The sequence below is a fragment of the Rhizobium sp. N324 genome (genome assembly GCF_001664485.1).
Classification (GTDB): Bacteria; Pseudomonadota; Alphaproteobacteria; order Rhizobiales; family Rhizobiaceae; genus Rhizobium.
Genome location: NZ_CP013631.1, coordinates 64,901 through 89,004, shown reverse-complemented (window position 1 = coordinate 89,004; position 24,104 = coordinate 64,901). Strand labels below are relative to the sequence as shown.

The window sequence follows — 24,104 nt, the reverse complement described above, 5'->3', positions numbered from 1 at the left end:
GCGTAGGAAAGCGAAAATGACAGCGCACATGAACATTGCCGCATCTACCAAGATCCTGGTCCTTTCCGACGACGCGGCTGCAGCGAGCTTCATGCTCGATACGTTCGGGTCGTTGTCACGTTACGATGTCCGCCATCTCGCGCTGAAGGCGCTCGCGGAAAAGGGCCGGTTCGATCCGGCGCAGTTCGACCTTATCGTTCTCGACGTCGACAATGGGAAATTGCTGCAGCAGCCGGAGCTTTTCACGTTTCGCACCAGCTATCGGGACATTCCGCTGGTCGTCGTTTCCGAAGACCTGCCGGACGACATGCTGCGGCTGCTCTTTCGCCTGAACGGCAATGACTGGCTGAAGAAGCCGCTCGAGCGCCGCGCACTGATCGACATGATCTCCACCCATGCGCCGGGCACCGGCGCGAGCGACAGCCGGGTGCATGCCGTGGTCTCGGCCGTCGGCGGCGCAGGCGCCAGCGTGATCGCCTCGTCGCTTGCGCATGTGCTGGCCCAGCCAATCAAGAATTCCACGCCGCGGATCGACTTGTTCGACACGGATTTCTGCTCCGGAACGCTTGGCTATTACCTCAACCTCGTCAACGACTACGACTTGAAACCGGTCATCGCCAATCCGTCCCGGGTCGATCTGGAATTCATCGATCTGGTCAGAAAGCGGCATTCGGGCGGCTTTTCGCTGCTGTCCTTCAAGCAGCCATCCGTGCTTCTGGCGCCGAAGGGCCGTGAACTCGTGCTGCGCATGCTCGACGTGGCCGCCTTCGAGAGCGATCACACGATCATCGACGTTCCCTATTATGACACGCCGTGGAAATACGAGGTGCTCACGTCGGTCAACAGCGTCTGCATCGTCACGGAAATGACGGTGCCTGCGCTTTCTCAAGCCAAGGATCTGTTTGCCAATCTGGTGCGGCTGCGGGGCAGTGCGGATCAGATATTCATCGTCATCAACAAATACCGCTCCAAGCTTTTCGGCCTCGGCCTGCGCCGACAACAAACGGAAAAGATATTCAAGGAGATCCCGACGCATGTCATCGGGGATGACTGGGAGACTTTGAGCGAGGCGGTCAATCGCGGCGTGCTGCCATTTCAAGTGAATTCCCGGGCGCGCTTCTGCGGCGCGGTCGGCAAACTTGGGGCGCTGGTGCGATGAGGGCGATCGACAGTGGGCGTATAAGATCCCGCGCAACCGGTGCCGGCCTTGCCGTTTTGGCAATTCTGGCCCCCGCCGGAAATGCCGCGGCAGCCGGGCTTGTGCCACGCAGCCTCGGGCCGACGACAAGCGCCGTGGTGACGATCGAAAAAAGCTACGCGGCCGGGACAATCGTCATCGTCAGTAGCAACCGCACGCTGGATCTCGTCATCTCCGAAGGACGCGCTATCCGGTACAAAATCGGCGTCGGACGAGACGGGTTTCGCTGGAGCGGTACCGTCAAGGTCGGACGCAAGGCAGAGTGGCCCGACTGGCGCCCGCCTGCCGAGATGAAGGCGCGCGCAGCCGGACTTCCGGATCTGGTGCCCGCCGGGCCGCTCAATCCTTTGGGTGCTCGCGGGATCTATCTCTACAAGGGCGGGGCCGACACGCTCTACCGCATTCATGGAACGAACGAGCAGTCGACGGTCGGCGGTTTCGCCTCATCGGGCTGTTTTCGCATGAGCAATGCCGACGTCATCGATCTCTATGAGAGGGTGAAGGTCGGTTCCACGGTCATTGTAAAATAGTTCAGGGGTGGGACGCATGGCGAGCGGTATCATGGGGCGTTTCTACAGGCAGGAGCCGGAAAAGCGGGAACATCCGGAGGCGGCCGAACTGTCTTTGATTGGCGCGGCTCAAGCCATGCCCAACCAACCGGCCTCTGAGGGCGCCACGGCGAGGGAGGAAGAGGCTTCGCTCGGGCCGGACATGGTTTCCGAGCGGGTCAATCTGCACCGTTACCTGCTCGATCGCATCAATCTCGGGATCCTCGACACACTCGACAACGAGGAGATCGCCACCGAGATCCGGCCATTGGTCAAGGATTATATCCGGACCAACAACTTTCCGCTCAATGCCAAGGAAATCAATGATCTGATCCGCGATATCACCGACGAGATGCTGGGGCTCGGACCGATCGAGCCGCTGCTGGCCGACGACACGATCGCAGATATTCTTATCAACGGTTACAACAGCGTCTATGTCGAGCGGAGCGGCAAGCTCGAGAGCACCGCCGTGCGGTTCAAGGACGAGGACCATCTGCTTCGGGTGATCAACAAGATCGTCTCGGCGGTCGGCCGCCGCGTCGACGAGTCGACGCCGATGGTCGACGCCCGCCTCAAGGATGGCTCGCGTGTCAACGTCGCCATCCGGCCGATCTCGGTCGATGGACCGCTCGTCTCCATCCGTAAATTCACCCGCAAGCCGCTGACGATGGAGCGCCTCGTGCAATATGGCGCCATGGCCGATGCGATGCGCATCCTTCTCAGCGCCGCGGTCAAGGGCAAGGTGTCGATGGTCATTTCGGGCGGCACCGGTTCCGGCAAGACCACCTTGCTGAACGCGCTTTCGTCGCAGATTTCTCCGAAGGAGCGCCTGATCACCATCGAGGATGCGGCCGAGCTTCAACTGCAGCAGCCGCATGTCGGGCGTTTGGAGACCCGGCCGCCGACGCTCGACGGACGCAACGAGATCCGGCAACGCGAACTTTTGAAAAACGCCCTGCGCATGCGTCCCGACCGCATCATCGTCGGCGAAGTCCGCGGCGACGAAGCCTTCGATATGCTGCAGGCGATGAATACCGGTCACGAGGGGTCGATGACGACCATTCACGCCAATACGCCGCGCGACGCCGTCGGCCGGCTTGAGCAGATGGTCGGCATGGCCGGGATGCCGATGTCGCAGATCAGCATTCGCTCGCAGATCTCGTCGGCCATCACCATGATCGTGCAGGTCCAGCGCCTGAGCGACGGCACCCGCAAAGTTGTCTCGATTTCCGAGATCACCGGCATGGAAGGTGAAGTCGTGCAGATGCAGGAGATTATGAAATTCAAGAAAATCGGCACCGATGAAGGCGGGCGGATCCATGGAGAATTCCGCGCCACCGGCATCCGGCCGCGCTTCGTCGAGGAATTTGCCGAACTCGGGATCGAGATCCCCGTGACGATTTTCGATCCCGGCAAACCGCTGCAGACGGGACCTGTTCAATGACCCTGCTTCTCCTTTACGCGGCCGTTTTCACCGCCGCCCTTGTTGCCGTCGAAGCGATACTGCGCGGCTACTTCAAGACATCCGAACGCCACCGCGCCGTGAACCATCGGCTGAGCTTGCTCGAGGTCAGCGATGATCATCGCAAGACCTATAGCGATATGCTGAAGGAACGCGGCGCCGCAACCAGTTGGCGGCAAACCCCGGTGATGCAGCGGCTGCTGCGGTTCTACGCCCAGTCGGGGATCAAGTTCGATGCCAGGCGATTTGCTATCTTCGCGATCGCGGGCGCACTTCTGACGTGGCTGATCGTTCAGTTCCTCGTGCCGAGCACGCTGTTCAGGATCCCTGTCTTTCTTCTCGTCGGCCTCCTCGTCCCTGCACTCGTCGTCTGGCGTGCCCGGGCACGCCGCATGAGGAAATTCGAACTGAAGCTTCCCGAAGCGCTCGATGTCGCCAATCGCAGCCTGGCCGCCGGCCATCCGCTGCCGGCGGCGATTTCTTTGGTGGCGCGCGAGATGCCTGATCCGATCGGCACCGAATTCGGTCTGCTCTCGGATGAACTCACCTACGGCGTGACGCTGGACGATGCGCTGGTCAACCTGGCGGACCGCGTCGGCGTCGAGGATCTGAACCTGCTTGCGATATCGCTGAGCGTCCAGGCGGGAACCGGCGGAAACCTCGTGGAGATCCTGCAGAACCTTTCGAAGACGCTGCGAGACCGGTCGATGCTGAAGGCAAAGGTCAAGGCGATTTCCTCGGAAGGACGCATCACGGCGATCTTCATGTCGATGTATCCGTTTCTGCTCTACGCGATGATCAAGATGTTGTCGCCGACCTACTTCGATCCCGTCTGGGAGAGCGGCCACGGAGCCGTCGTGGTGACCGCGCTGCTGGCCGTCATGGCGATCGGGAATGTCATTCTCTACAAGATGGTCAACTTCGAGTACTGAGGCGGTCATGTCGAGTGAGTATGGAATTTATCTCATCGTCTTCTTCGCAGTGCTGATCTTTACTGCGGCCGCCTCGGAATTGTTTTTTCGCCAGCGCGAGGTCTCGGTTCGGGTGTCGAAAAGCTCGGCGACAGCCCGCGAGGAGTTCCATCTTGGCGATACGACAATCGCCGATCTCGGCGAGGCGGAAAACCGCCTAATTCGTCGCTATTTCGAGATTACGCGACGTGACACCAATGTGAACTCCACCCAGAACCGGCTGATCCGGGCGGGCTATTTTGCCGCCGGCGCCGTGACCACCTTCCAGGTGGTTCGCGCCGCGGTCTGCATCGGCGTGATGGTCTCGGTGGTCTGGGCTCTCAATTGGGTCGTGCCTGATATGTCAGGGGTAGCGACATTGATCGCTGCCATGTTTGCCGCGGGCTCCACCTTTATACTGGTCAACATCTATATCGACCGGCGCGGCGCTGCCAAGGAGAGGGAGTACCGCCGCCTCTTTCCCGATTTCATGGATATGCTGATCGTCTGCCTCGATGCGGGCATGAGCATCGAGGCGGCGGCGAACCGTGTTGCCCGGGAATTCGTCGACAAGCGGCAGGATTTCGGCCTGCATCTGTCGATCATGATGCTGGAAGTGCGCGGCGGCCGGCGATTGCGCGAGGCGCTCGCCAACCTTGCTATCCGCCTGAGGATTGACGAAGCCCGGGCCCTTTCCGTTCTGTTTCGTCAATCGGAGGAGCTCGGGACCAGCGTAACGCAGACGCTGCGGGTCTACTGCAAGGAAATGCGCGACATCCGTATTGTTCGCGCGGAGGAAAAGGCAAACGCCCTGCCGGTCAAAATGCTGCTACCGCTCGGCGCCTTCCTTTTTCCGGTCAGCCTCATCATCGTTCTTGTTCCCGTCGTTATGCGCGTCGTCAGTCTTCTTATCAGCATGAAACCCGGCGGTTGAGCCAAGCGAGGTCGTATGCAGTATCCGCTCGAACAGAACCGAAACGACGCGATCATTTCCCTCGATCCGCGCATGCCGATGGCGCCGGCAAGCATGGAACAAGCCGGACTGGATCCGTCTTTCCTGCTTCGGCTGGCGGCCAAATGCGCGGCCGAGCAGGATACGACTACGGCCTCTCATCTGGCTGAGCGCATGAAATTGCCGAAAGTGATCGCCAATATCCTGATCAAGGAATTGGTGAAACTCGCATATCTCGAGGCGCGCGGCCTGGCTGGCGAGGATGTGAGATCCGATATTCGATATGCGCTTTCCATGAAGGGGCTTGAATATGCCCATACGGCGTTGCGTCAATGCCAATATGCCGGGCCGGCGCCGGTGTCGCTGGACGCTTTCTGCCGGCAAGTCGGTCTGCAGTCCATCCACGACGAGCGCGTAACTCCGGAGCGGCTGACCGACAGCCTTGCCGGGCTGGTGCTCTCGCACACCCTGGTCGAAAAGCTCGGCCCCGCCATCAATTCCGGCCGCTCCATCCTGCTTTACGGCCCACCCGGAAACGGAAAGACCAGCATCGCCGAGCGGACGTCGCAACTGTTTCGCCAAACGATCTGGGTGCCTTACGCCATCGAGGTCGGCGGCCATGTCATCAGTTTCTATGACGAGGCCGTGCATCAGCCCATATCGGAGGCTGCTACGGAATCCCATCCGAAGGCTGATCAGCGTTGGATCGAATGCCGCCGTCCGGTGATCAAGACGGGCGGGGAATTGACCCTCGATCAGCTCGATCTCACCTTCAACGCCGGACCGAATATCTATGAAGCGCCCATCCATTTGAAGGCATCCGGCGGCGTTTTCATCATCGACGACTTCGGCCGCCAGCAAGTGGCGCCGCAGGCGCTGATCAATCGCTGGATCGTGCCGCTCGAGCGCGGCTATGACTTCCTGACGCTGCACACCGGCAAGAAGTTCAAGGTTCCCTTTGACGAACTGGTGGTATTTTCGACGAATATCGCCCCGAAGGACCTTTCCGACGAGGCCGGCTTGCGGCGTCTGAAATACAAGATCTTCGTGAACACGCCGTCGCGCGACGAATATATCAGGATCTTCAAATCCTATGCCGGCGGCAACGGATTGGTTGTCTGCGATCCAGACCTGAACCTGTTCTACGATCGCAAGTATAATGGCGATATGCCGGCCTCTTGCTATCATCCGAAATATCTTTTGGATTTCGTCGGTTCTTACTGCGATTTCAACGGAATAGCAAAAAACGCATCGCTCGACATGCTCGAACGGGCATGGGAAGGTGTGTTTACATCGGAATGATTTGCGGACTGGCGCCAATCACGGCCAAGGCAGATTGAATGACTTACGGAGGAGTAAACGAATGACCAGCATTCCGAGCATCGAGGTCGAAGCAGAACGACCAAAACCAGGCAATGTGCGAACCGTAGAACAGAAAGGCTCAAAAAGCCCGCTGCTCGTCGGTTTGCTCCTGATGCTCCTGCCTGTGAATGCCGGCGTTCTCATCTATACCGCCAAAAACTCGGCGGATGTTCGCGAGAGCCGCGAGACCATCGCCGCGCTGAAAAGGTCCATCGACGGCCTGAGAGGACAGATGGAAAAGCAGTCGGGCAAGATTGACGACAATGCCAAGGCCAACGACGTCGCAGTGATTCGCCAGCAGATGGATGCGCTGCAAAAGGCCGTGGTGAACGAACGGCAGAACGACACAAGCAATCTTCGGATGGGTTCGGCTTTGGTCCTGAGCGCGCCCGGCAAGGAACCGGCACAATTTTTCGCACCCCGTGCCGCGTCGGTGGAAACTCAAATGCCGGACAGCAGTCTTGCGTCGATCGCAGCCGGCGGCATTGCCGTCAACGACCTGCCGCGTTACGAACGAACGCTCTCGCCGGAAGGCCAGCTCATCCTTCGGAAGGCACGTTAGATAAAGGCTTCACCTGCAAAGCACGTCGCATCAGACGTGCTCCATGTGACGAGCTTTGGGTCTTTGCATTTAGGCGATGTCCCTGCCGCAAAACCGCTGCACAATTTTGCGCGACGCATGCTTGAAAGCAATCGCTGGACGCTGCCAGGGGCGCCGCGCCGATGCTCGCAACGCGGCAACGGCACTCTCATCCCGATGCAGATCGCTGAAAAGCTTATCAGCGCTGAGCGTAATTTACGCTATTCTTCATCAATTCGAGATTGCGGGCTGTGACTTCGTTTCCGGGATCAAGCTCATAGGCTTTCAAGAAATACCGTCTGGCGTTGCGTAAATCACCGCGTAAAAGGTGAGAATATCCAATATTGTTGTAGTAAACTGGGGTGTTGCCGATCATGCGCGAGAGCTGCTGGTAGGCGCGGTCGGATGTGTCGAAGCGGGCAACCATGTCGGCGGAGGCTGCAAAACCCAGCCAGGCGGCCGGATCTTCCGGAAAAACGTCAACCGCCCGCTTGTAAATGGCGTAGGATTTTCCGTAGTTCTTTTCCTGAAACTGCAGTTTTCCGGTGGTTATCAACTCGTCGTTTTTATAGAAGGCGACGGCTGAGTCATCCTCGAGCGTCTTTGCGCTGTCGCCATAGGCAGCCAAGCCATCAGTGGCTGACTGGCAACCGGCCAAAATCGCCCCGGTCGCTATCAAAAATGCGATGCATGTCGTTCCAGCTTTGATCTGCAGCATTGGCAATTTGATCTCCCCGTCAGACATTCTTACCTGAATTTCGGATACGTTCACCCGAAATCATCGTCAAAAAAAGCTAACAACTCAAGAATTTGAGCAAATAGCCGCAAAAAAGCGACAAACCCGGTCTTCGCCGGAATGCGCCGGAGCGATGAACGCCACCTATTTACGGTAGTATCATGCGTCCGGCGATTCTTAGAGTGGAAATTCAATCAACGTCGCTTAACTCCGCTCGTCAGGGCAAAGGATGGAACGCCGTATGCGGATCGCCATTCATCAAGCGCACATATCGGCAGAGGCTCGGCGTTCTTCACTTGTTCGCAAATCCTGGGACGCCTCCTTCTTTGTCTTGGCCAGCTCGGCTCAGATATGCAGAGCACTCCCCAAAGCCTTCAGCGCCGCCTCCATGACCGCTTCGCTGCGGGTCGGATGCGCGTGGATGGTGCCGGCAATGTCTTCGAGGCGCGCGCCCATCTCGATCGCCAGCGCAAAGGACGCCGAGAGTTCGGAAACCCCTGCCCCAACTGCCTGCAGGCCGAGAACGAGGTTGGTGTCGGCGCGGGCGACGACGCGCACGAAGCCCTCTTCGGACAGCATCGTCATCGCCCGTCCATTGGCGCTGAAGGGAAACTGGCCGGTGCGGATTTCATAACCTTGCGCTTGCGCTTCGGCCGGCGAGAGACCGACGCTGACAATCTCCGGATCGGTGAAGCAGATGGCCGGAATGCAGCGCTTGTCCCAGGCGCGTTTCTTGCCGGCGATGATCTCCGCCACCATCTCGCCTTGCGCCATGGCGCGATGCGCCAGCATCGGCTCGCCGGTCACGTCGCCGATCGCATAGATGCCACGCATCGATGTGCGGCAGCGATCGTCGATCCTCAGATAAGGGCCGGCGCGATCGAGATCGAGTTCTTCGAGACCGGAGCCCGCCGTTCGCGGGCGGCGGCCGACGGTCACAAGGATGCGGTCGGCCGGCAGGCTTTCTCGCCGGCTGTCGGAGGTTTCGACAAGCAACGCCTCACCGTTGTCGGCAAGGCCCATCGCCTTCGCGCCTGTCAGCACCCGGATGCCGCTTTCGGTCAGCTTGCGCATGACGGGGCGCACCAGTTCCCCATCATAGAGCGGCAGCACCTGCGGCGTCGCCTCGACCACCGTCACTTCCGATCCCATCTTGGAGAAAGCCATTCCGAGTTCCAAGCCGATATAACCGCCGCCGACCACGACCAGCTTTTTCGGCAGCTCCGTCAGCGACAGCGCCTCGGTCGAGGAGATGACGCGGCCGCCGAATGGCAAGTTGGAAAGCTCGACCGGATCGGAACCGGTGGCGATCACGACGGTCTCGGCGCGGATGATCTGCTGGCCGGTTTCCGTCTCGACCTCCACCGTCTTGCCGTCGCGAAAGTGGGCCCGGCCATGGACGATCTTAACCCGGGCCTTCTGCAAGAGACCCGAGACCCCGCCCGTCAGCCGGCCGACGATGCCGTCCTTCCAGGCGATCGTCCTGGCAAGATCGATCGAGGCGCCTTCGACGCGAATGCCCATCGGATTTTTGCCGGCGAGCATTTTCTGCGTCGCCTCGAATTCCTCAGCCGCATGGATCAAGGCCTTGGAAGGAATGCAGCCGACCGTCAGGCAGGTGCCGCCGGGCTTGCCGGCCTCGACGATGACGGTATCGACACCGAGCTGGCCGGCGCGGATGGCGCAGACATAACCGCCCGGACCAGCGCCGATGACGAGGAGCTTGCAGACAATCTCTTTCATGGATCAGCCTTCGATGAAAATGAGCGCCGGGGTTTCCAGGAGCGTACGGATGCGTTGGACGAAGGTCGCCGCATCCCAGCCGTCGATGATGCGATGATCGAAGCTGGAGGACAGGTTCATCATCTTGCGCGGCACGAATTGCGCGCCGTCCCAGACCGGACGTGTGGCGATCTTGTTGACGCCGATGATCGCCACTTCGGGATGGTTGATAACAGGTGTCGAGACGATACCGCCAAGCGCGCCGAGCGAGCTGATGGTGATGGTCGAGCCGGAAAGCTCATCGCGCGTCGCCGTGCCCGACCGCGCCGCTTCCGCCAACCGGACCATCTCGGCGGCGCAATCCCAGATGCCGCGTGCTTCCGCGTGCCGCACCACCGGCACGGTCAGACCGGCGGGCGTCTGCGTGGCGATGCCGATATGCACGGCACTGTGGCGTGTGATGATGCCGGCATCGTCGTCGAAGGTGGCGTTGACCTCAGGCTGTTGGGAAATGGCCTTGATCAGCGCCCGCATCAGGAAGGGCAGCACTGTCAGCTTCGAGTGCCCTTCCCGGCGGTCGCTGTTCATCGTGGCGCGCAATTCCTCGAGCGCGGTCATGTCGACTTCCTCCACATAGGTGATGTGGGGAATGCGCGAGGTGGACAGCACCATCTTCTCGGCGATGCGGCGGCGCAGGCCGGTCAGCTTGATCTCCTCCGTCGCCATCTTTCTGGCGAGACCATTCTTTACCGTTGCGGGCGCGGCTCCCTGAGACAGAAACTGCTCGACATCCTCGCGCAGGATGCGGCCGGCAGGTCCCGTGCCCTGCACTTGCCGGAGATCGACGCCATTTTCCCTGGCGAAGAGCCGCACGGACGGTGCGGCGAGCGGCCTTTCGGCCGGAGGCAATGCGTGAGCCGGCGCAGGCGGAGCGACCGGAGCGGGCTGCGCAGCTTCGACCTTGGCCGGTTCCGCAACGGGGGCCTGCGAGATCTGCACAGGCGGAGCCTCGCCGGCATTACCCGCCGTCTCGATCCGCACCAGCGGCGCCTTGACCGCGATCCGGTCTCCGACCTCGCCGGCGAGCCAGGTGACGGTGCCATTGACGGGCGAGGGAATTTCCACGGTCGCCTTGTCGGTCATGACGGCGGCGATCACCATGTCCTCGCGGACCGGATCTCCTGCCTTCACGTGCCATTCCACCAGCTCGGCCTCGGCGACCCCTTCGCCCACATCCGGCATCTTGATGATGAATTCGCCCACGGCTCAGGCCTCCATGACTTCGGCAAGCGCCCGCCCGACACGGCCGGGACCGGGGAAATAGTCCCACTCCTGCGCATGCGGATAGGGCGTGTCCCAGCCGGCGACGCGCACAACAGGCGCTTCGAGATGATAGAAGCAATGTTCCTGCACCAGCGACACGACCTCGGCGCCAAAGCCCGACGTCAGGGTCGCCTCGTGGACAACGACACAGCGCCCGGTCTTGGTAACCGATTTGACGATCGTATCGAGATCGAGCGGCAGCAGGCTTCTGAGATCGATCACCTCGGCATCGATGCCGGCATCTTCGGCTGCGGCGAGCGCCACATGCACCATCGTGCCGTAAGCAATCACGGTCACCGCCGATCCCTCGCGCCGGACCTCGGCCTTGCCGATCGGGATGGTGTAATGGCCATCGGGCACCTCGCCCAGATCATGTTTCGACCAGGGTGTGACCGGCCGCTCGTGATGGCCGTCGAACGGGCCGTTATAAAGCCGCTTCGGCTCCAGGAACATGACGGGGTCAGGATCTTCGATCGCCGCGATCAGCAGGCCTTTGGCGTCGTAAGGATTGGAGGGAACAATCACCTTCAGCCCGCAGACATGGGTGAAGAGCGCTTCCGGGCTCTGGCTGTGCGTCTGGCCGCCGAAGATGCCGCCGCCTGTCGGCATGCGCACGACGATCGGGCAGGTAAAATCACCGTTGGAGCGGTAGCGGATGCGCGCCGCCTCCTGCGTCAGCTGGTCATAGGCCGGATACATGTAATCGGCGAACTGGATTTCGACACAGGGTTTCAGCCCATAGGCGGCCATGCCGATCGCCGTGCCGACGATGCCGGATTCGCTGATCGGCGTATCGAAGCAGCGGGTTCTGCCGTATTTTGCCTGCAGCCCCTGCGTGCTGCGGAAGACACCGCCGAAATAGCCGACATCCTCGCCGAAGACCACGACATTGTCGTCCTTCGCCATCGAGACATCCATGGCGCTGCGCACGGCCTCGATCATCGTCATCCTGGCCATGTCAGTACCCCGCCTTCTGCCGCTGACGGCGGATATGCGGCGGCATCTCTGCATAGACGCCCTCGAAAATATCGCGCACCGAAGGCCTGCCGCCGGCATGCAGAGTGCCGTGCGCCTCTGCCTGGCGCTGCGCCTCGATCACCTCGTCCATGATTTCGGCTTCCGCCTGCACATGCCGCTCCTCCGACCAGGCGCCCTTGACGATCAGATGTTTCTTCAGCCGCAGCACGGGATCGCCGAGCGGCCATGCCTCCGATTCCGTCTTCGGCCGATAGGCGCTCGGATCGTCGGAGGTCGAATGTGCGCCGACGCGGTAGGTCACATATTCGATCAGCGTCGGGCCGAGATTGCGCCGCGCCCGCTCGGCCGCCCAGCGGGCGACGGCATGGACGGCGAGATAGTCGTTGCCGTCGACCCGCAGCGCCGGAATGCCGAAGCCGAGGCCGCGGGCGGCAAAGGTGCCGGAACCGCCGCGGGCGATGCCCTGGAAGGTGGAGATCGCCCATTGATTGTTGACGATGTTGAGAATGACAGGCGCCTTATAGGTCGAGGCGAAGACGAGCGCCGAGTGGAAATCCGATTCCGCCGTCGATCCGTCGCCGATCCAGGCAGCGGCGATGCGGCTGTCATTCTTGATCGCCGAGGCCATCGCCCAGCCGACGGCCTGCACATATTGGGTGGCGAGATTGCCCGAGATGGTGAAGAAGCCATGCTCCTTGGAGGAATACATGATCGGCAGCTGCCGGCCGCGCAGCGGATCGCTCTCATTCGAGTAGATCTGGTTCATCATCTCGACCATCGGATAATCATCGGCGATCAACAGGCCCGCCTGGCGATAGGTCGGGAAATTCATGTCGCCCTTATTGAGCGCCTTGCGGAAGGCGCAGCTGACGGCCTCTTCGCCGAGATGCTGCATGTAGAAGGAGGTCTTGCCCTGGCGCTGCGCCATCAGCATGCGGGCATCGAAGGCGCGCAGCTTCATCATATTGCGAAGCCCGGTCAGCAGTTCCTCATCCGAGAGCGACCCCGCCCAGGGACCGACCGCCTCGCCGTCACGGTTCAGCACGCGGATGATCGAATAGGCAAGATCGCGGATTTCCTCCGAGGCGACATCGACCTCCGGCCGCGGCACGGCACCGGCCTTGGCAATCTTGACGTTGGAAAAATCGGGCTGGCCGCCGGGTCGGACGGCAGGTTCGGGGACGTGCAGGCTCAAACGAGCGGAATCCACCATATTTTTCTTTCCTCCCTTTGCCGGCCACACCCCTCTCCCCGGGAGCGGGGCCGGATATGATTCTTATAGATTGCGGGCGATCACCATGCGCTGCACGTCGCTCGTTCCCTCATAAATCTGGCAGATGCGCACATCGCGATAGATGCGCTCGACCGGGTAATCGGCCATGTAGCCATAGCCCCCATGGATCTGGATCGCGTCGGAACAGACGCGCTCGGCCATCTCCGAGGCAAAGAGCTTTGCCATCGAGGCTTCCGACAGGCAGGGCATTTCGGCCTCCCTCAAGGCGGCGGCATGAAAGACCAGCTGCCGCGCCGCCTCGATCCGCACCGCCATATCGGCAAGGCGGAAGGCGACCGCCTGGTGCTCGAAGATCGGCTTGCCGAAGGCCGTGCGCTCCCTGGCGTAATCGCGCGCCGCCTCGAAAGCCGACCGCGCCATGCCGACCGCCTGCGCCGCGATGCCGATCCGTCCGCCTTCGAGATTGGCGAGCGCGATGCGGTAACCTTCGCCTTCCGCCCCGAGCCTCAATTCTGCAGGAATGCGCATGTTGTTGAAGGCGATCTGGCAGGTATCGGTGGAATGCAGCCCGAGCTTTTCCTCGACCCGGATCACCTCGTAGCCCGGCGTCTCCGTCGGCACGATGAAGGCGGTGATGCCCTTCTTGCCGGCATCGGGATCGGTGACAGCAAAGACGATGATGACATTGCCGTTCTTTCCAGAGGTGATGAACTGCTTGGCGCCCTCGATGACGTAATGATCCCCGTCCCGCCGCGCCCGGGTCTTCAGGTTCGAGGCGTCGGACCCCGCCTGCGGCTCGGTCAGCGCAAAACCGCCGATCCATTCGCCGCTTGCCAGTTTCGGCAGGAAGCGCTGCCGCTGCTCCTCGGTGCCGAATTTCAGGATCGGCACGCAGCCGACGGAGGAGTGCACGCTCATGATCGTCGAACAGGGCCCGTCGCCGGCGGCAATCTCCTCAAGTGCCGCGGCATAGGCAACCACGCCCGTATCCGAGCCGCCATAGGCCTCCGGCACCAGCATACCGAGCAGACCGAGTTCGCCCATCTCCTTCAGTTCCTCGCGCGGGAAAAGATGCTCCCGGTCGCGCTTGGCCGCCCCCGGCGCCAGCCGGTCGCGGGCAAAATCGCGGGCGAGATCTGTGATCTGCTGCTGAAGTTCGGACAGGATCATCTGCTTGCCCTCCCCTAGTGCCGCTCGATGGCGACGGCCGTCGCTTCGCCGCCGCCGATGCAGAGTGCCGCCATGCCGCGTTTCAAGTCGTAACGCTCGAGCGCCGCAAGCAGCGTGACCAGGATGCGGCCCCCCGATGCGCCGATCGGATGGCCGAGGGCACAGGCGCCGCCATGAACGTTCACCTTTTCATGCGGCAAGTCGAGATCGCGCATCGCCGCCATGGCGACGACGGCGAAGGCCTCGTTGATCTCGAAGAGATCGACATCGGAGAGCGCCAGTCCGGTACGGTCCGACAGCTTCTGCAGCGCACCGATCGGCGCTGTGGCGAAAAGATTAGGTGCCTGCGAATGGGTGGCATGACCGAGGATCGTTGCGAGAGGCTTGAGCCCACGATGTTCCGCCTCGGATCGGCGCATCAGCACAAGAGCCGCCGCGCCGTCGGAAATCGAGCTGGAATTGGCCGCCGTCACCGTGCCACCCTCGCGGAAGGCGGGCTTCAGTGTCGGGATCTTGTCGAGCCTGGCCTTGCCGGGCTGTTCGTCGCGGCTCGCCACCTGCTCTGATTTGCCCGATTTGACCGTCACCGGCACGATCTCGCTTTCGAAACAGCCTTCGGCAATCGCCTTCTGCGCCCGCGTCAGCGAGGCGATGGCGTAGCTATCCTGCGCCTCGCGCGTGAACTGATAGGCCTCGGCGCAATCCTCCGCGAAGCTGCCCATCAAGCGCCCCTTGTCATAAGCATCCTCCAGCCCGTCGAGGAACATATGATCCACGACACGCCCATGGCCGAGCCTGTAGCCGCCGCGGGCCCTGTCAAGGAGATAGGGCGCGTTGGTCATGCTTTCCATGCCGCCGGCGACGGTCACCGAGGCGCTGCCGGCGGCGATCAGATCATGCGCCATCATGACAGCCTTCATGCCCGAGCCGCACATCTTGTTGACGGTGCTGGCGCCGGTCGAAAACGGCAGGCCGGCATGGATGGCCGCCTGACGCGCCGGCGCCTGCCCCTGCCCTGCCGGCAGCACACAACCGAAGACGACCTCCTCGATCGCCGCGGCCTCGACGCGGCTGCGATCAAGTGCCGCGCGGATCGCCGTTGCGCCAAGCTCGGGCGCGGCCGCCTCCTTCAGCTCTCCCTGAAAGCTGCCGATCGGGGTGCGCGCCGCACCGACGATGACGATAGGGTCCTGCAATGCCATCTTCCCTCCTCGGGCGACGCTCACCGCGCCCCCATCCGCAATGCGCCGTCGAGGCGGATGACCTCGCCGTTCAGCATGTTGTTTTCAAAGATATGGCGTACCAGCCCGGCAAATTCCGCCGGCCGGCCGAGCCGCGGCGGAAAGGGCACGCTCTTGCCGAGCGCTTCCTGCACCTCCGCCGGCATGTCAGCCATCATCGGCGTCTCGAAAATGCCGGGCGCGATCGACACGACCCGGATGCCGTGCCGGGCAAGTTCACGGGCGATCGGTAAGGTCATCGCCGCCACCCCGCCCTTGGAGGCGGCATAGGCGGCCTGGCCGATCTGGCCGTCGAAGGCGGCAACCGAAGCCGTGTTGACGATGACGCCGCGTTCGCCTTCGGCATCCGGCTCCATGCTCCGGATTGCGGCTGCGGCAAGCCGAATCATGTTGAACGTGCCGACGAGATTGATGCCGAGCGTGCGCGCAAAACTCTCCAGCCGATGCGGCCCGTCGCGGCCGATCACCTTTTCGGCCGGCGCGACACCGGCGCAATTCACCAATCCGCGCAAGCCGCCGAAGGCTTCGACCGCAGCGGCAACCACTCCAGCTCCTTCCTCGCCATCGGTCACATCGGCCTTGACGAAGCGAACCTCGTTCCCGAATTCCCGGGCAATCTCTTCGCCCGCTCCCGCATTGAGATCGGCGATCGTCACGCGCCCGCCGGCCTCGACAATCGCGCGCACCGTGGCCGCGCCCAGGCCTGAGCCGCCGCCGGTGACGATGAAACTTGCTCCTGGGATCAGCATGAATCCGGTCCTCCCTCCCGGCAGACGCCCTCCTCCAGACGCAACCGGCAGCAGCGATTCTATTCGCTCCACCTGTTGCAAGCGATGACAGAACTGCTCCATAATTTCGGACAGTTTTGCCATAGAGAGGACCGGCATGGCCGAGATCGAGCGACGCATGATCGCGCCGGGTTTTGTGGAGGAGGCGCTGGACAGCCTGCGGCGGCTCGGCAAGCCGACGGAGCCGATCCTTGCGCAGGTCGGCCTGCCATCTCTCGTTGAACATCCGGTTTCGGCCGAAACCTACGGCGCGCTCTGGCTGGCAATCGCTGCCGAACTCGACGACGAATTCTTTGGTATGGGCGCCCGCCCGATGCGCAGTGGCAGTTTCACATTGCTCTGCCATTGCGTGCTGCACGCGCCGACGCTCGGTCATGCGCTGCGCCGGGCGCTGCGCTTCCTCGCTGTCGTGCTCGACGACCCCCGGGGGCAGCTCGTCATCCGCGATGGTCTCGCCCAAGTCGAACTCAGGAATGCCGGCGGCCCGCGTTCGGCCTTCGCCTATCGAACCTACTGGATCATCCTGCACGGCATCATCTGCTGGCTGGTCGGGCGGCGCGTCCCGATTCGCCTCGTCGATTTCCGCTGCGCCGAACCCAAACAAGGGGCCGACTACCGGCTCTTCTTCGGCGCGCCGGTGCGTTTCTCGCAATCGATCAGCCGGCTCGGCTTCGACAGCACCATGCTCGACCTGCCGATTTCCCGCAGCGAACAGGCGCTGAAGCAGTTCCTGCGCGGTGCGCCCGCCAATATACTGGTGCGGTACCGCTACGACGCCGGCATCGCCGCCGCCGTCCGCCGGCGCTTGAACCAGGCGACGCCGGCTGCCTGGACGAGTTTTGCCGCACTTGCCGCCGATATGCGCATGCCCTCCTCCACACTCCGCCACCGCCTGCACGACGAGGGACAAAGCTATGCCGCCATCAAGGACGACATCCGCCGCGATCTGGCTGTCGAGCTTCTGCTGAACTCAACCAAGACAATCGGCGAGATCGCCGTGCTGCTCGGTTATTCCGAACCCAGCGCCTTCTTCCGGGCCTTCCGGAAATGGATGGGCAAGAGCCCGGAGACATTCCGGCGAGAGGAATTGGAAAATCAGAGCTAAGTCAGTCGAACCGCTTAACTTGACCTGACTGGCTTCGCGCTTTCGCGAACAAGGCGGCAATCTTCATCACAAAGGATTTGCTGAAGCGGCCAAGAGCCTCCTGATGAGGCTCGATGTACCAGGACTGCTCGACAATATCGTAATTATATTCGTCTATGACGATCCAGCTCTGCTTGAGATCCCCAAGACCGGCACGCCGACGCTCGATATCGGGAATTTCCAGGGCAATCCTCCCCGCCTGCGGTGGCTGCGTGGTAATCGCCAGAAGCACAAGGTGCGTCTTTCCATCGCCCGCACTGCGGATTGCGACAACGACACAAACTGGTCGCTGTTTGCGCCCTTCCGTTTCGCCACGCTGCTGCTGCCGTGCCCAGAGATAGGGATAGGATATCACTTCCCCAGGGCGAAACTCACGGCTCATCGTCGTAGCCTTCACCCTTCGCCAGCCGCTCGATCGCCTCGCCGAACAACTCGGCATGTTCGTCCGGCATCTCCGAGATGTGATGGGCACGACGCGGGTCCATGCCGCTGCGCATCCGCTCGAAGTGCTCATAGCTCATGAGCACAAAACGCGGCTTGTTATGCCGGGTGAGAACGACCGGCTCCCGGCTCGCAGCATCGGTGACATCGCCGACCTGCTTATTGAGGTCGCCTGTCGTGAATTGTCGCATGGGATCATCTCCGTTCTTTATTTCCATATATTCCATATTTCCCATATTTTCAAGAAAACGGCACGTGTATGACTTTGAATGTGAGGACCCTCACCTGCATCAAAATCATGGGCACTTTGAACCTTTCGCAACCCGCGCTACATATTTCAGCGGGAGGAGTGCCATGTTTGATTTTTCGCTTGGCGAAACCGCGGATGCGATCCGCGACACGACGGCGCGGTTTGCCGCCGATCATATTGCCCCGCTGGCCGCGGAGATCGACGAAAGCAACACGTTTCCGCGCCAGCTCTGGCCCCGGATGGGCGCGCTCGGCCTGCATGGGATCACCGTCGAGGAGGAATTCGGTGGCGCCGGTCTCGGTTACCTCGAGCATGTCGTCGCCATGGAGGAGGTTTCGCGCGCTTCGGCCTCCGTCGGCCTGAGTTATGGCGCTCATTCCAATCTCTGCGTCAACCAGATCCGCCGCTGGGCCTCACCGGAACAGAAGCGCCGCTATCTGCCGAAGCTGATCTCAGGCGAACATGTCGGCTCGCTTGCCATGTCGGAGGCCGGCGCCGGGTCCGACGTCGTGTCCATGCGGTTGCGGGCCGAGCGCAAGGGCGACCGCTACATCCTCAACGGCACCAAATTCTGGATCACCAATGCGCCGCATGCCGATGTGCTGGTCGTCTATGCCAAGACCGATCCCGCCGCCGGCGCGAAAGGCATTTCCGCCCTCATCATCGAGAAGGGCATGCCCGGCTTCAGCGTCTCCAAGAAGCTCTCCAAGCTCGGCATGCGCGGCAGCGACACGGCCGAGCTGGTATTCCAGGATTGCGAAGTGCCGGCCGAGGCGCTGATGGGCCGGGAAGGCGAAGGCGTGAAGATCCTGATGTCCGGCCTCGATTATGAGCGCACTGTCCTTGCCGGCGGCCCGCTCGGCATCATGCAGGCCTGCCTTGATGTCGTTCTGCCCTATGTCAGGGATCGCAAGCAGTTCGGCAAGCCGATCGGCGAATTCCAGCTGATGCAAGCCAAGATCGCCGACATGTATGTCGCGCTGAATTCGGCGCGCGCCTATGTCTATTCCGTGGCGCGGGCCTGCGACGCCGGCCGCGCCACACGCACCGATGCAGCGGCCGCGATCCTCTTTGCCAGCGAGAATGCCGTGAAGGTTTCGCTGGAGGCGATCCAGGCGCTCGGCGGCGCCGGCTATACCAAGGAGTGGCCGGTCGAGCGCTTTTTGCGCGACGCCAAACTCTACGATATCGGCGCCGGCACCAACGAGATCCGCCGCTATCTGATCGGTCGGGAGCTCATCGCATCATGACGGTGATTTCGACCGCGATCGACCGCGACAGCGACAGCTTCAAGGCCAATGCCGTCAAGAACAGAACCCTGATCGACGAGCTCCACGCCCGTTCGGCGAAAGCCCGCGAGGGCGGATCGCAAGCAGCGCGCGAGCGCCACACGGCCAAGGGCAAGCTCCTGCCGCGCGACCGCATCCAGCTTCTGCTCGATGCCGGCAGCCCGTTCCTGGAGATCGGCGCGCTGGCGGCCAACGGCATGTATGGTGAAGAAGCGCCGGGCGCCGGCCTCATATCCGGCATCGGCCGCGTTTGCGGCCGCGAAGTGATGATCGTCGCCAACGACGCGACGGTGAAGGGCGGCGCCTATTACCCCCTGACGGTCAAGAAACATCTGCGGGCACAGGAAATCGCCCTGCAGAACCGGCTGCCCTGCCTCTATCTGGTCGATAGCGGCGGCGCCAATCTGCCGCATCAGGCCGAGGTCTTTCCCGACCGCGACCATTTCGGCGCGATCTTCTACAACCAGGCGCAGATGTCGGCCGAAGGCATTCCGCAGATCGCCTGCGTGATGGGAAGCTGCACCGCCGGCGGCGCCTATGTCCCCGCCATGTCCGACGAAACGGTCATCGTACGCAATCAGGGCACGATCTTTTTGGCCGGCCCGCCGCTGGTCAAAGCCGCGACCGGCGAGATCATCTCGGCCGAAGAATTGGGCGGCGCCGAGACCCATGGCCGCCGCTCGGGCGTCGTCGACCATGTCGCCGAAAACGACGAACATGCGCTGCTTCTGGTGCGCGATATCGTCGCCAGCCTCAACAGCGTCAAATCGGTCGATATCGACATTCAGCCTCCGCGTCCGCCGAAGCTCGACGTCGAAGACCTTCACGGGATCATTCCCGAGGACGTGCGCTCGCCCTATGACGTGCGCGAGGTGATCGGCCGGATCGTCGACGGCTCGGAACTGCATGAGTTCAAGCCGCTCTACGGCACCACGCTCGTCTGCGGCTTCGCCCGCATCTGGGGCATGCCGGTTGCCGTCATCGCCAACAACGGTGTGCTGTTTTCCGAAAGCGCGCTGAAGGGCGCGCATTTCATCGAGCTCGCCTGCCAGCGCCGCGTGCCGCTGCTCTTCCTGCAAAACATTTCCGGCTTCATGGTGGGCGGCCGCTATGAGGCCGGCGGCATCGCCAAGGATGGGGCGAAGCTGGTGACGGCGGTGGCGACCGCGACCGTGCCGAAAGTCACCGTCATCATCGGCGGCAGCTTCGGCGCCGGCAATTACGGCATGTGCGGCCGCGCCTATCGCCCGCGCTTCCTGTTCACCTGGCCGAACAGCCGCATCAGCGTCATGGGCGGCGAACAGGCGGCCTCGGTGCTCGCCACCATCCGCCGCGACGCGATGGAGGCGCGCGGTGAGGCGTGGCCGGCCGATGAGGAAGAGGCTTTCAAGGCGCCGATCCGCGCCGGCTACGAGGCGGAGGGCAATCCCTATTTTGCCACCGCCCGCCTCTGGGACGACGGCATCATCGACCCGCGCCAGACGCGCGACGTGCTGGGCCTTGCCTTTTCCGCCTGCCTGAACGCGCCGATCCCGAAAGGGCCGCGTTTCGGCCTGTTCAGGATGTGACGCGCGATGATGGAAAGCCTTCTCATCGCCAACCGGGGCGAAATTGCCCGCCGCATCATCCGCACGGCGAAGATGCTCGGCATCCGCACGATCGCCGTCTATTCCGAGGCCGATGCCGGTCTGCCTTTCGCCAGGGAAGCGGACGAAGCGATCGCCATCGGCCCGCCGCCGGCCCGAGAAAGTTATCTCTCGCAGGAGCGCATCCTGGAGGCCGCCCGAAAAACAGGTGCTGCCGCCATCCATCCCGGTTACGGATTCCTGTCGGAAAATGCCGAATTCGCCGAAGCCGTCGAGAAGGCCGGCATGATCTGGGTCGGCGCGCCGCCGGCCGCAATCCGCGCCATGGGGCTGAAGGACGCCGCCAAGCAATTGATGCAGGCGGCGGGCGTGCCCGTCACCCCCGGCTACCTCGGCTCGGACCAGAGCGAAGCGAGGCTCGCGGCTGAAGCCGATCTCGTCGGTTGCCCCGTGCTGATCAAGGCGGTCGCCGGCGGCGGCGGCAAGGGCATGCGTCGCATCGACCGGCCTGAGGATTTCGCCGAAGGTCTCGCCTCCTGCCGGCGCGAGGCAGCCGCCTCTTTCGGCGACGACCGCGTTCTGATCGAGCGCTATATCGCCAATCCGCGCCATATCGAGGTGCAGGTCTTTGCCGACATACACGGAAACTGTGTCCACCTCTTCGAACGGGATTGTTCGCTGCAGCGCCGCCATCAGAAAGTCATCGAAGAGGCGCCTGCCCCCGGCCTCGATGCCGCCACCCGGGCGGCGATCTGCGATGCGGCGGTAAAGGCCGCAAGAGCGGTCAACTATGTCGGCGCCGGCACGATCGAATTCATCGCCGACGCCTCCGCAGGCCTCGATCCCGACCGCATCTGGTTCATGGAGATGAACACGCGCCTGCAGGTGGAACATCCGGTCACCGAGGCAATCACGGGTGAGGATCTGGTCCTCTGGCAGCTGAAGGTCGCGAGCGGCGAAGCTCTGCCGAAAAGCCAGGACGAGATCACCATGAAGGGCTGGGCCTTCGAAGCCCGGCTCTATGCCGAAAACCCCGCCGCCGGATATCTGCCCTCGATCGGCCGGCTCGACCATCTCAAACTGCCGACGACGGTCCGCGTCGACAGCGGCGTCGTTGAGGGCGATGAGATCACCGCCTTTTACGATCCGATGATTGCCAAGATCATCGCGCATGGGCCGAACCGCGAGGCCGCCCTTTCGAAGCTCGCCGCCGCCTGTGCCGGCATCGAGGTCTGGCCGGTCAGATCCAACGCCGGCCTTCTCGCCCGCATCACCACTGACCCGGATTTTCGCGCCGCACGGATCGATACCGGCTTCCTCGACCGCCACGGCGAAAACCTGGTGACGAGCGAGCCTGATGAAACCGTCATCGACAAGGCGGCGACGGCACTTTCGAAGGGCATGGTTGGCAATCCTTGGTCTGCGCTGACCGGCTTCCGCATTGCCGGACCAAGTGACAGCCGCGTGCGCGTGCGCATCGACGGTCACCTCCATTGGGGACGCGCGCGCGCCGACCTCGAAGCGAATGCCGTCGAGATAGGCGAAGCGGCGGTGCTTTTCGATGCGGGCAATGCCTGGCCGATCGGCTTGCCGCATGCAGGAGAGGTCGAAGCAAATCACGGCGTGGGCGACGGCGCCATCCTGTCGCCTATGCCGGGCCTCGTCATTTCGGTTGAGGTCACCGAGGGCGCCCTGGTCACCAAGGGGGACCGTCTGCTGACGGTCGAAGCGATGAAAATGGAACATACGCTGCGGGCGCCCTTCGACGGCATCGTCGGCAAACTGCAGGTTTCCCCCGGCGCCAGGGTCTCGGAAAACCAGCTGGTCGTCACCGTCATGAAGGGAGAGGAATGATGGCCGGCCGCTATTTCGACGAATGGACGGTCGGCGACCGCATCGCCCACGACATCCGCCGCACGGTCACTGAGACCGACAATCTGCTGTTTACGACGCTCTCCCACAATCCGCAGCCGCTGCATCTCGATGCCGAATATGCGGCCGGCACCGAGTTCGGCCGGATTGTCGTCAACGGCACCTTCACCTTCGCGCTGACCGTCGGCCTTTCGGTCGGCGACACCACGCTCGGCACGCTCGTCGCCAATCTCGGTTATGACAAGGTGACGATGCCGAAACCGGTCTTCATCGGCGATACGCTTAGGGTGGAAAGCGAGGTGATGGAACTGCGCCGCTCGAACTCCCGCCCCGATGCCGGCATCGTCACCTTCCGGCACATCACGCTGAACCAGCGCGACGAGATCGTCTGCCAGTGCCTGCGCACCGCCATGCTGCAGGTGAAGCCGTCATGAGGCTGCGCTCGCTGCTCTTCGTGCCCGGCGACCGGCCGGACCGCTTCGAAAAAGCCCTCGCCTCGGGCGCCGATGCCGTCATTCTCGATCTTGAAGATTCCGTCGCGCCGGCCAACAAGCCAAAGGCCCGCGACAGCGTGCGCACCTTCGTGCAGCGCCATGCCGCCGAGACCGCTCTCCTGATCCGCATCAATCCCCTCGCCTCGCCGGAATTCGAACACGACCTCACCGTCTTGAGCGGTCTTCAGCCTTTCGCGCTCATGCTGCCGAAGGCCGAAGGCGCTGCTTCCGTGCGGCAGCTTGCAAGCGCTCTGGCATCGGCCCTTCCCATCCTGCCGATCGCGACCGAAACGCCGTCGGCGATCTTCGAGATCGGCAGCTATCGCGAGGTCTCGGACAGTCTCTGCGGGCTGACTTGGGGTGCCGAGGATCTGCCGGCTGCGATCGGGGCTTCGACCGCGCGCAGGACGGACGGCCGCTATACGCCGCCTTACGAGCTTGCCCGCTCGCTCACCCTATTCGCCGCCCATGCCGCAGCCGTTCCGGCGATCGACACGGTCTATCCCGATTTTCGCGATCTCAACGGCCTGAGGGCCTATGTCGGCCGCGCCCGGCGCGACGGCTTCTCCGGCATGATGGCCATCCATCCGAGCCAGGTGGAAACGATCAATCACGCCTTCACGCCGGATGCATCCGAGATCGCCTGGGCGGAGAAGGTGGCCGCCGCCTTTGCCGCCCAGCCCGACGCCGGTGTCATCCAGCTTGACGGGCGCATGCTTGACCTGCCGCACCTCAAGCTCGCGCTCCGCCTTCTGGAGAGTGCTGGGCGATAGCAAAACCCTCC

Annotated in this window: 23 protein-coding genes; 13 read left to right on the top strand and 10 right to left on the bottom strand. The window is 62.5% G+C overall.

Translation table 11 applies throughout. The features are described from left to right. The first annotated feature begins 16 nt into the window (after positions 1–16). The 7 genes from AMK05_RS22690 (at position 17) to AMK05_RS22660 (ending at position 7,034) form a co-directional block, all read left to right on the top strand. On the top strand, positions 17–1,159 hold the full coding sequence (locus AMK05_RS22690) for a response regulator/pilus assembly protein (RefSeq protein ID WP_064841566.1): 1,143 nt from the start codon (positions 17–19) through the stop codon (positions 1,157–1,159). Beyond that, positions 1,156–1,728 carry a L,D-transpeptidase gene (locus AMK05_RS22685; protein WP_064841565.1) on the top strand — a complete coding sequence of 191 codons (573 nt, stop codon included), beginning with the start codon at positions 1,156–1,158 and terminating at the stop codon, positions 1,726–1,728. The genes AMK05_RS22690 and AMK05_RS22685 overlap by 4 nt, the downstream gene beginning before the upstream one ends. Before the next feature lie 16 nt (positions 1,729–1,744). Continuing rightward, positions 1,745–3,190, top strand: a complete 1,446-nt coding sequence (locus tag AMK05_RS22680; protein WP_064841564.1) for a CpaF family protein — start codon at positions 1,745–1,747, stop codon at positions 3,188–3,190. Further along, positions 3,187–4,140: a type II secretion system F family protein gene (locus tag AMK05_RS22675; protein ID WP_064841563.1), complete on the top strand. Its 954-nt coding sequence runs from the start codon at positions 3,187–3,189 to the stop codon at positions 4,138–4,140. The genes AMK05_RS22680 and AMK05_RS22675 overlap by 4 nt, the downstream gene beginning before the upstream one ends. Before the next feature lie 7 nt (positions 4,141–4,147). Beyond that, positions 4,148–5,092, top strand: coding sequence for a type II secretion system F family protein (locus tag AMK05_RS22670; protein WP_064841562.1), 945 nt, complete (start codon positions 4,148–4,150; stop codon positions 5,090–5,092). A gap of 15 nt (positions 5,093–5,107) precedes the next feature. Then, positions 5,108–6,412 carry a hypothetical protein gene (locus tag AMK05_RS22665; protein WP_064841561.1) on the top strand — a complete coding sequence of 435 codons (1,305 nt, stop codon included), beginning with the start codon at positions 5,108–5,110 and terminating at the stop codon, positions 6,410–6,412. Between the two features lie 61 nt (positions 6,413–6,473). Beyond that, on the top strand, positions 6,474–7,034 hold the full coding sequence (locus AMK05_RS22660; protein ID WP_064841560.1) for a hypothetical protein: 561 nt from the start codon (positions 6,474–6,476) through the stop codon (positions 7,032–7,034). A 217-nt stretch (positions 7,035–7,251) separates the two neighbouring features. On the opposite strand, the gene AMK05_RS22655 is transcribed toward AMK05_RS22660, so the two are convergent. From AMK05_RS22655 to AMK05_RS22620, 8 genes are all read right to left on the bottom strand, one after another. Next, entirely contained in the window at positions 7,252–7,770 is a 519-nt protein-coding gene (locus AMK05_RS22655) for a tetratricopeptide repeat protein (RefSeq protein ID WP_064841559.1), read from the bottom strand. A gap of 363 nt (positions 7,771–8,133) precedes the next feature. Next, on the bottom strand, positions 8,134–9,531 hold the full coding sequence (lpdA, locus tag AMK05_RS22650) for a dihydrolipoyl dehydrogenase (protein ID WP_064841558.1): 1,398 nt from the start codon (positions 9,529–9,531) through the stop codon (positions 8,134–8,136). 3 nt (positions 9,532–9,534) lie between these two features. Continuing rightward, on the bottom strand, positions 9,535–10,773 hold the full coding sequence (locus AMK05_RS22645; RefSeq protein WP_064841557.1) for a dihydrolipoamide acetyltransferase family protein: 1,239 nt from the start codon (positions 10,771–10,773) through the stop codon (positions 9,535–9,537). Between the two features lie 3 nt (positions 10,774–10,776). Further along, entirely contained in the window at positions 10,777–11,790 is a 1,014-nt protein-coding gene (locus AMK05_RS22640; RefSeq protein ID WP_064841556.1) for an alpha-ketoacid dehydrogenase subunit beta, read from the bottom strand. A gap of 1 nt (position 11,791) precedes the next feature. Next, entirely contained in the window at positions 11,792–13,024 is a 1,233-nt protein-coding gene (locus AMK05_RS22635) for a 3-methyl-2-oxobutanoate dehydrogenase (2-methylpropanoyl-transferring) subunit alpha (protein ID WP_064841555.1), read from the bottom strand. 63 nt (positions 13,025–13,087) lie between these two features. Further along, entirely contained in the window at positions 13,088–14,215 is a 1,128-nt protein-coding gene (locus AMK05_RS22630) for an acyl-CoA dehydrogenase family protein (protein WP_064841554.1), read from the bottom strand. A gap of 14 nt (positions 14,216–14,229) precedes the next feature. After that, on the bottom strand, positions 14,230–15,417 hold the full coding sequence (locus AMK05_RS22625) for an acetyl-CoA C-acyltransferase (RefSeq protein WP_064841553.1): 1,188 nt from the start codon (positions 15,415–15,417) through the stop codon (positions 14,230–14,232). 20 nt (positions 15,418–15,437) lie between these two features. After that, the gene (locus AMK05_RS22620) at positions 15,438–16,205 is read right to left on the bottom strand and encodes a 3-hydroxyacyl-CoA dehydrogenase (protein WP_064841552.1); all 768 of its coding nucleotides are present in this window, start codon (positions 16,203–16,205) and stop codon (positions 15,438–15,440) included. A gap of 136 nt (positions 16,206–16,341) precedes the next feature. On the opposite strand from AMK05_RS22620, the gene AMK05_RS22615 reads away from it, so the two are divergent. Beyond that, positions 16,342–17,349, top strand: coding sequence for an AraC family transcriptional regulator (locus tag AMK05_RS22615; protein WP_064841551.1), 1,008 nt, complete (start codon positions 16,342–16,344; stop codon positions 17,347–17,349). Between the two features lies 1 nt (position 17,350). Here the strand turns inward: AMK05_RS22615 and AMK05_RS22610 are convergent, their stop codons facing one another. Together AMK05_RS22610 and AMK05_RS22605 are read right to left on the bottom strand one after the other, a co-directional pair. Then, positions 17,351–17,770, bottom strand: coding sequence for a hypothetical protein (locus AMK05_RS22610; protein ID WP_064841550.1), 420 nt, complete (start codon positions 17,768–17,770; stop codon positions 17,351–17,353). Further along, complete coding sequence (locus tag AMK05_RS22605) at positions 17,760–18,020, bottom strand: type II toxin-antitoxin system prevent-host-death family antitoxin (RefSeq protein ID WP_064841764.1); 261 nt, start codon at positions 18,018–18,020, stop codon at positions 17,760–17,762. Before AMK05_RS22605 ends, AMK05_RS22610 begins: the two co-directional genes overlap by 11 nt. Positions 18,021–18,183: 163 nt before the next feature. Here AMK05_RS22605 and AMK05_RS22600 point away from each other — a divergent pair, with 163 nt between their 5' ends. The 5 genes from AMK05_RS22600 to AMK05_RS22580 are packed head-to-tail and all read left to right on the top strand — an operon-like array spanning position 18,184 to position 24,093. Next, complete coding sequence (locus AMK05_RS22600) at positions 18,184–19,329, top strand: isovaleryl-CoA dehydrogenase (protein ID WP_064841549.1); 1,146 nt, start codon at positions 18,184–18,186, stop codon at positions 19,327–19,329. Then, the gene (locus AMK05_RS22595) at positions 19,326–20,936 is read left to right on the top strand and encodes a carboxyl transferase domain-containing protein (protein WP_064841548.1); all 1,611 of its coding nucleotides are present in this window, start codon (positions 19,326–19,328) and stop codon (positions 20,934–20,936) included. The genes AMK05_RS22600 and AMK05_RS22595 overlap by 4 nt, the downstream gene beginning before the upstream one ends. A gap of 6 nt (positions 20,937–20,942) precedes the next feature. After that, positions 20,943–22,808, top strand: coding sequence for an acetyl/propionyl/methylcrotonyl-CoA carboxylase subunit alpha (locus AMK05_RS22590; RefSeq protein WP_064841547.1), 1,866 nt, complete (start codon positions 20,943–20,945; stop codon positions 22,806–22,808). Further along, positions 22,808–23,260 (top strand): MaoC family dehydratase, encoded by a 453-nt coding sequence (locus AMK05_RS22585; protein WP_064841763.1) that lies wholly within the window; start codon positions 22,808–22,810, stop codon positions 23,258–23,260. Before AMK05_RS22590 ends, AMK05_RS22585 begins: the two co-directional genes overlap by 1 nt. Then, positions 23,257–24,093 carry an HpcH/HpaI aldolase/citrate lyase family protein gene (locus tag AMK05_RS22580; protein WP_064841546.1) on the top strand — a complete coding sequence of 279 codons (837 nt, stop codon included), beginning with the start codon at positions 23,257–23,259 and terminating at the stop codon, positions 24,091–24,093. Before AMK05_RS22585 ends, AMK05_RS22580 begins: the two co-directional genes overlap by 4 nt. Positions 24,094–24,104 lie beyond the last annotated feature (11 nt).

Excerpts from the sequence above, each read along its gene's own strand:
- AMK05_RS22690 (WP_064841566.1), top strand. The coding sequence starts at position 17 with ATGACAGCGCACATGAACATTGCCGCATCTACCAAGATCCTGGTCCTT.
- AMK05_RS22685 (WP_064841565.1), top strand. The coding sequence starts at position 1,156 with ATGAGGGCGATCGACAGTGGGCGTATAAGATCCCGCGCAACCGGTGCC.
- AMK05_RS22680 (WP_064841564.1), top strand. The coding sequence starts at position 1,745 with ATGGCGAGCGGTATCATGGGGCGTTTCTACAGGCAGGAGCCGGAAAAG.
- AMK05_RS22675 (WP_064841563.1), top strand. The coding sequence starts at position 3,187 with ATGACCCTGCTTCTCCTTTACGCGGCCGTTTTCACCGCCGCCCTTGTT.
- AMK05_RS22670 (WP_064841562.1), top strand. The coding sequence starts at position 4,148 with ATGTCGAGTGAGTATGGAATTTATCTCATCGTCTTCTTCGCAGTGCTG.
- AMK05_RS22665 (WP_064841561.1), top strand. The coding sequence starts at position 5,108 with ATGCAGTATCCGCTCGAACAGAACCGAAACGACGCGATCATTTCCCTC.
- AMK05_RS22660 (WP_064841560.1), top strand. The coding sequence starts at position 6,474 with ATGACCAGCATTCCGAGCATCGAGGTCGAAGCAGAACGACCAAAACCA.
- AMK05_RS22655 (WP_064841559.1), bottom strand. The coding sequence starts at position 7,770 with ATGCTGCAGATCAAAGCTGGAACGACATGCATCGCATTTTTGATAGCG.
- lpdA (WP_064841558.1), bottom strand. The coding sequence starts at position 9,531 with ATGAAAGAGATTGTCTGCAAGCTCCTCGTCATCGGCGCTGGTCCGGGC.
- AMK05_RS22640 (WP_064841556.1), bottom strand. The coding sequence starts at position 11,790 with ATGGCCAGGATGACGATGATCGAGGCCGTGCGCAGCGCCATGGATGTC.
- AMK05_RS22635 (WP_064841555.1), bottom strand. The coding sequence starts at position 13,024 with ATGGTGGATTCCGCTCGTTTGAGCCTGCACGTCCCCGAACCTGCCGTC.
- AMK05_RS22630 (WP_064841554.1), bottom strand. The coding sequence starts at position 14,215 with ATGATCCTGTCCGAACTTCAGCAGCAGATCACAGATCTCGCCCGCGAT.
- AMK05_RS22625 (WP_064841553.1), bottom strand. The coding sequence starts at position 15,417 with ATGGCATTGCAGGACCCTATCGTCATCGTCGGTGCGGCGCGCACCCCG.
- AMK05_RS22620 (WP_064841552.1), bottom strand. The coding sequence starts at position 16,205 with ATGCTGATCCCAGGAGCAAGTTTCATCGTCACCGGCGGCGGCTCAGGC.
- AMK05_RS22615 (WP_064841551.1), top strand. The coding sequence starts at position 16,342 with ATGGCCGAGATCGAGCGACGCATGATCGCGCCGGGTTTTGTGGAGGAG.
- AMK05_RS22610 (WP_064841550.1), bottom strand. The coding sequence starts at position 17,770 with ATGAGCCGTGAGTTTCGCCCTGGGGAAGTGATATCCTATCCCTATCTC.
- AMK05_RS22605 (WP_064841764.1), bottom strand. The coding sequence starts at position 18,020 with ATGCGACAATTCACGACAGGCGACCTCAATAAGCAGGTCGGCGATGTC.
- AMK05_RS22600 (WP_064841549.1), top strand. The coding sequence starts at position 18,184 with ATGTTTGATTTTTCGCTTGGCGAAACCGCGGATGCGATCCGCGACACG.
- AMK05_RS22595 (WP_064841548.1), top strand. The coding sequence starts at position 19,326 with ATGACGGTGATTTCGACCGCGATCGACCGCGACAGCGACAGCTTCAAG.
- AMK05_RS22590 (WP_064841547.1), top strand. The coding sequence starts at position 20,943 with ATGATGGAAAGCCTTCTCATCGCCAACCGGGGCGAAATTGCCCGCCGC.
- AMK05_RS22585 (WP_064841763.1), top strand. The coding sequence starts at position 22,808 with ATGGCCGGCCGCTATTTCGACGAATGGACGGTCGGCGACCGCATCGCC.
- AMK05_RS22580 (WP_064841546.1), top strand. The coding sequence starts at position 23,257 with ATGAGGCTGCGCTCGCTGCTCTTCGTGCCCGGCGACCGGCCGGACCGC.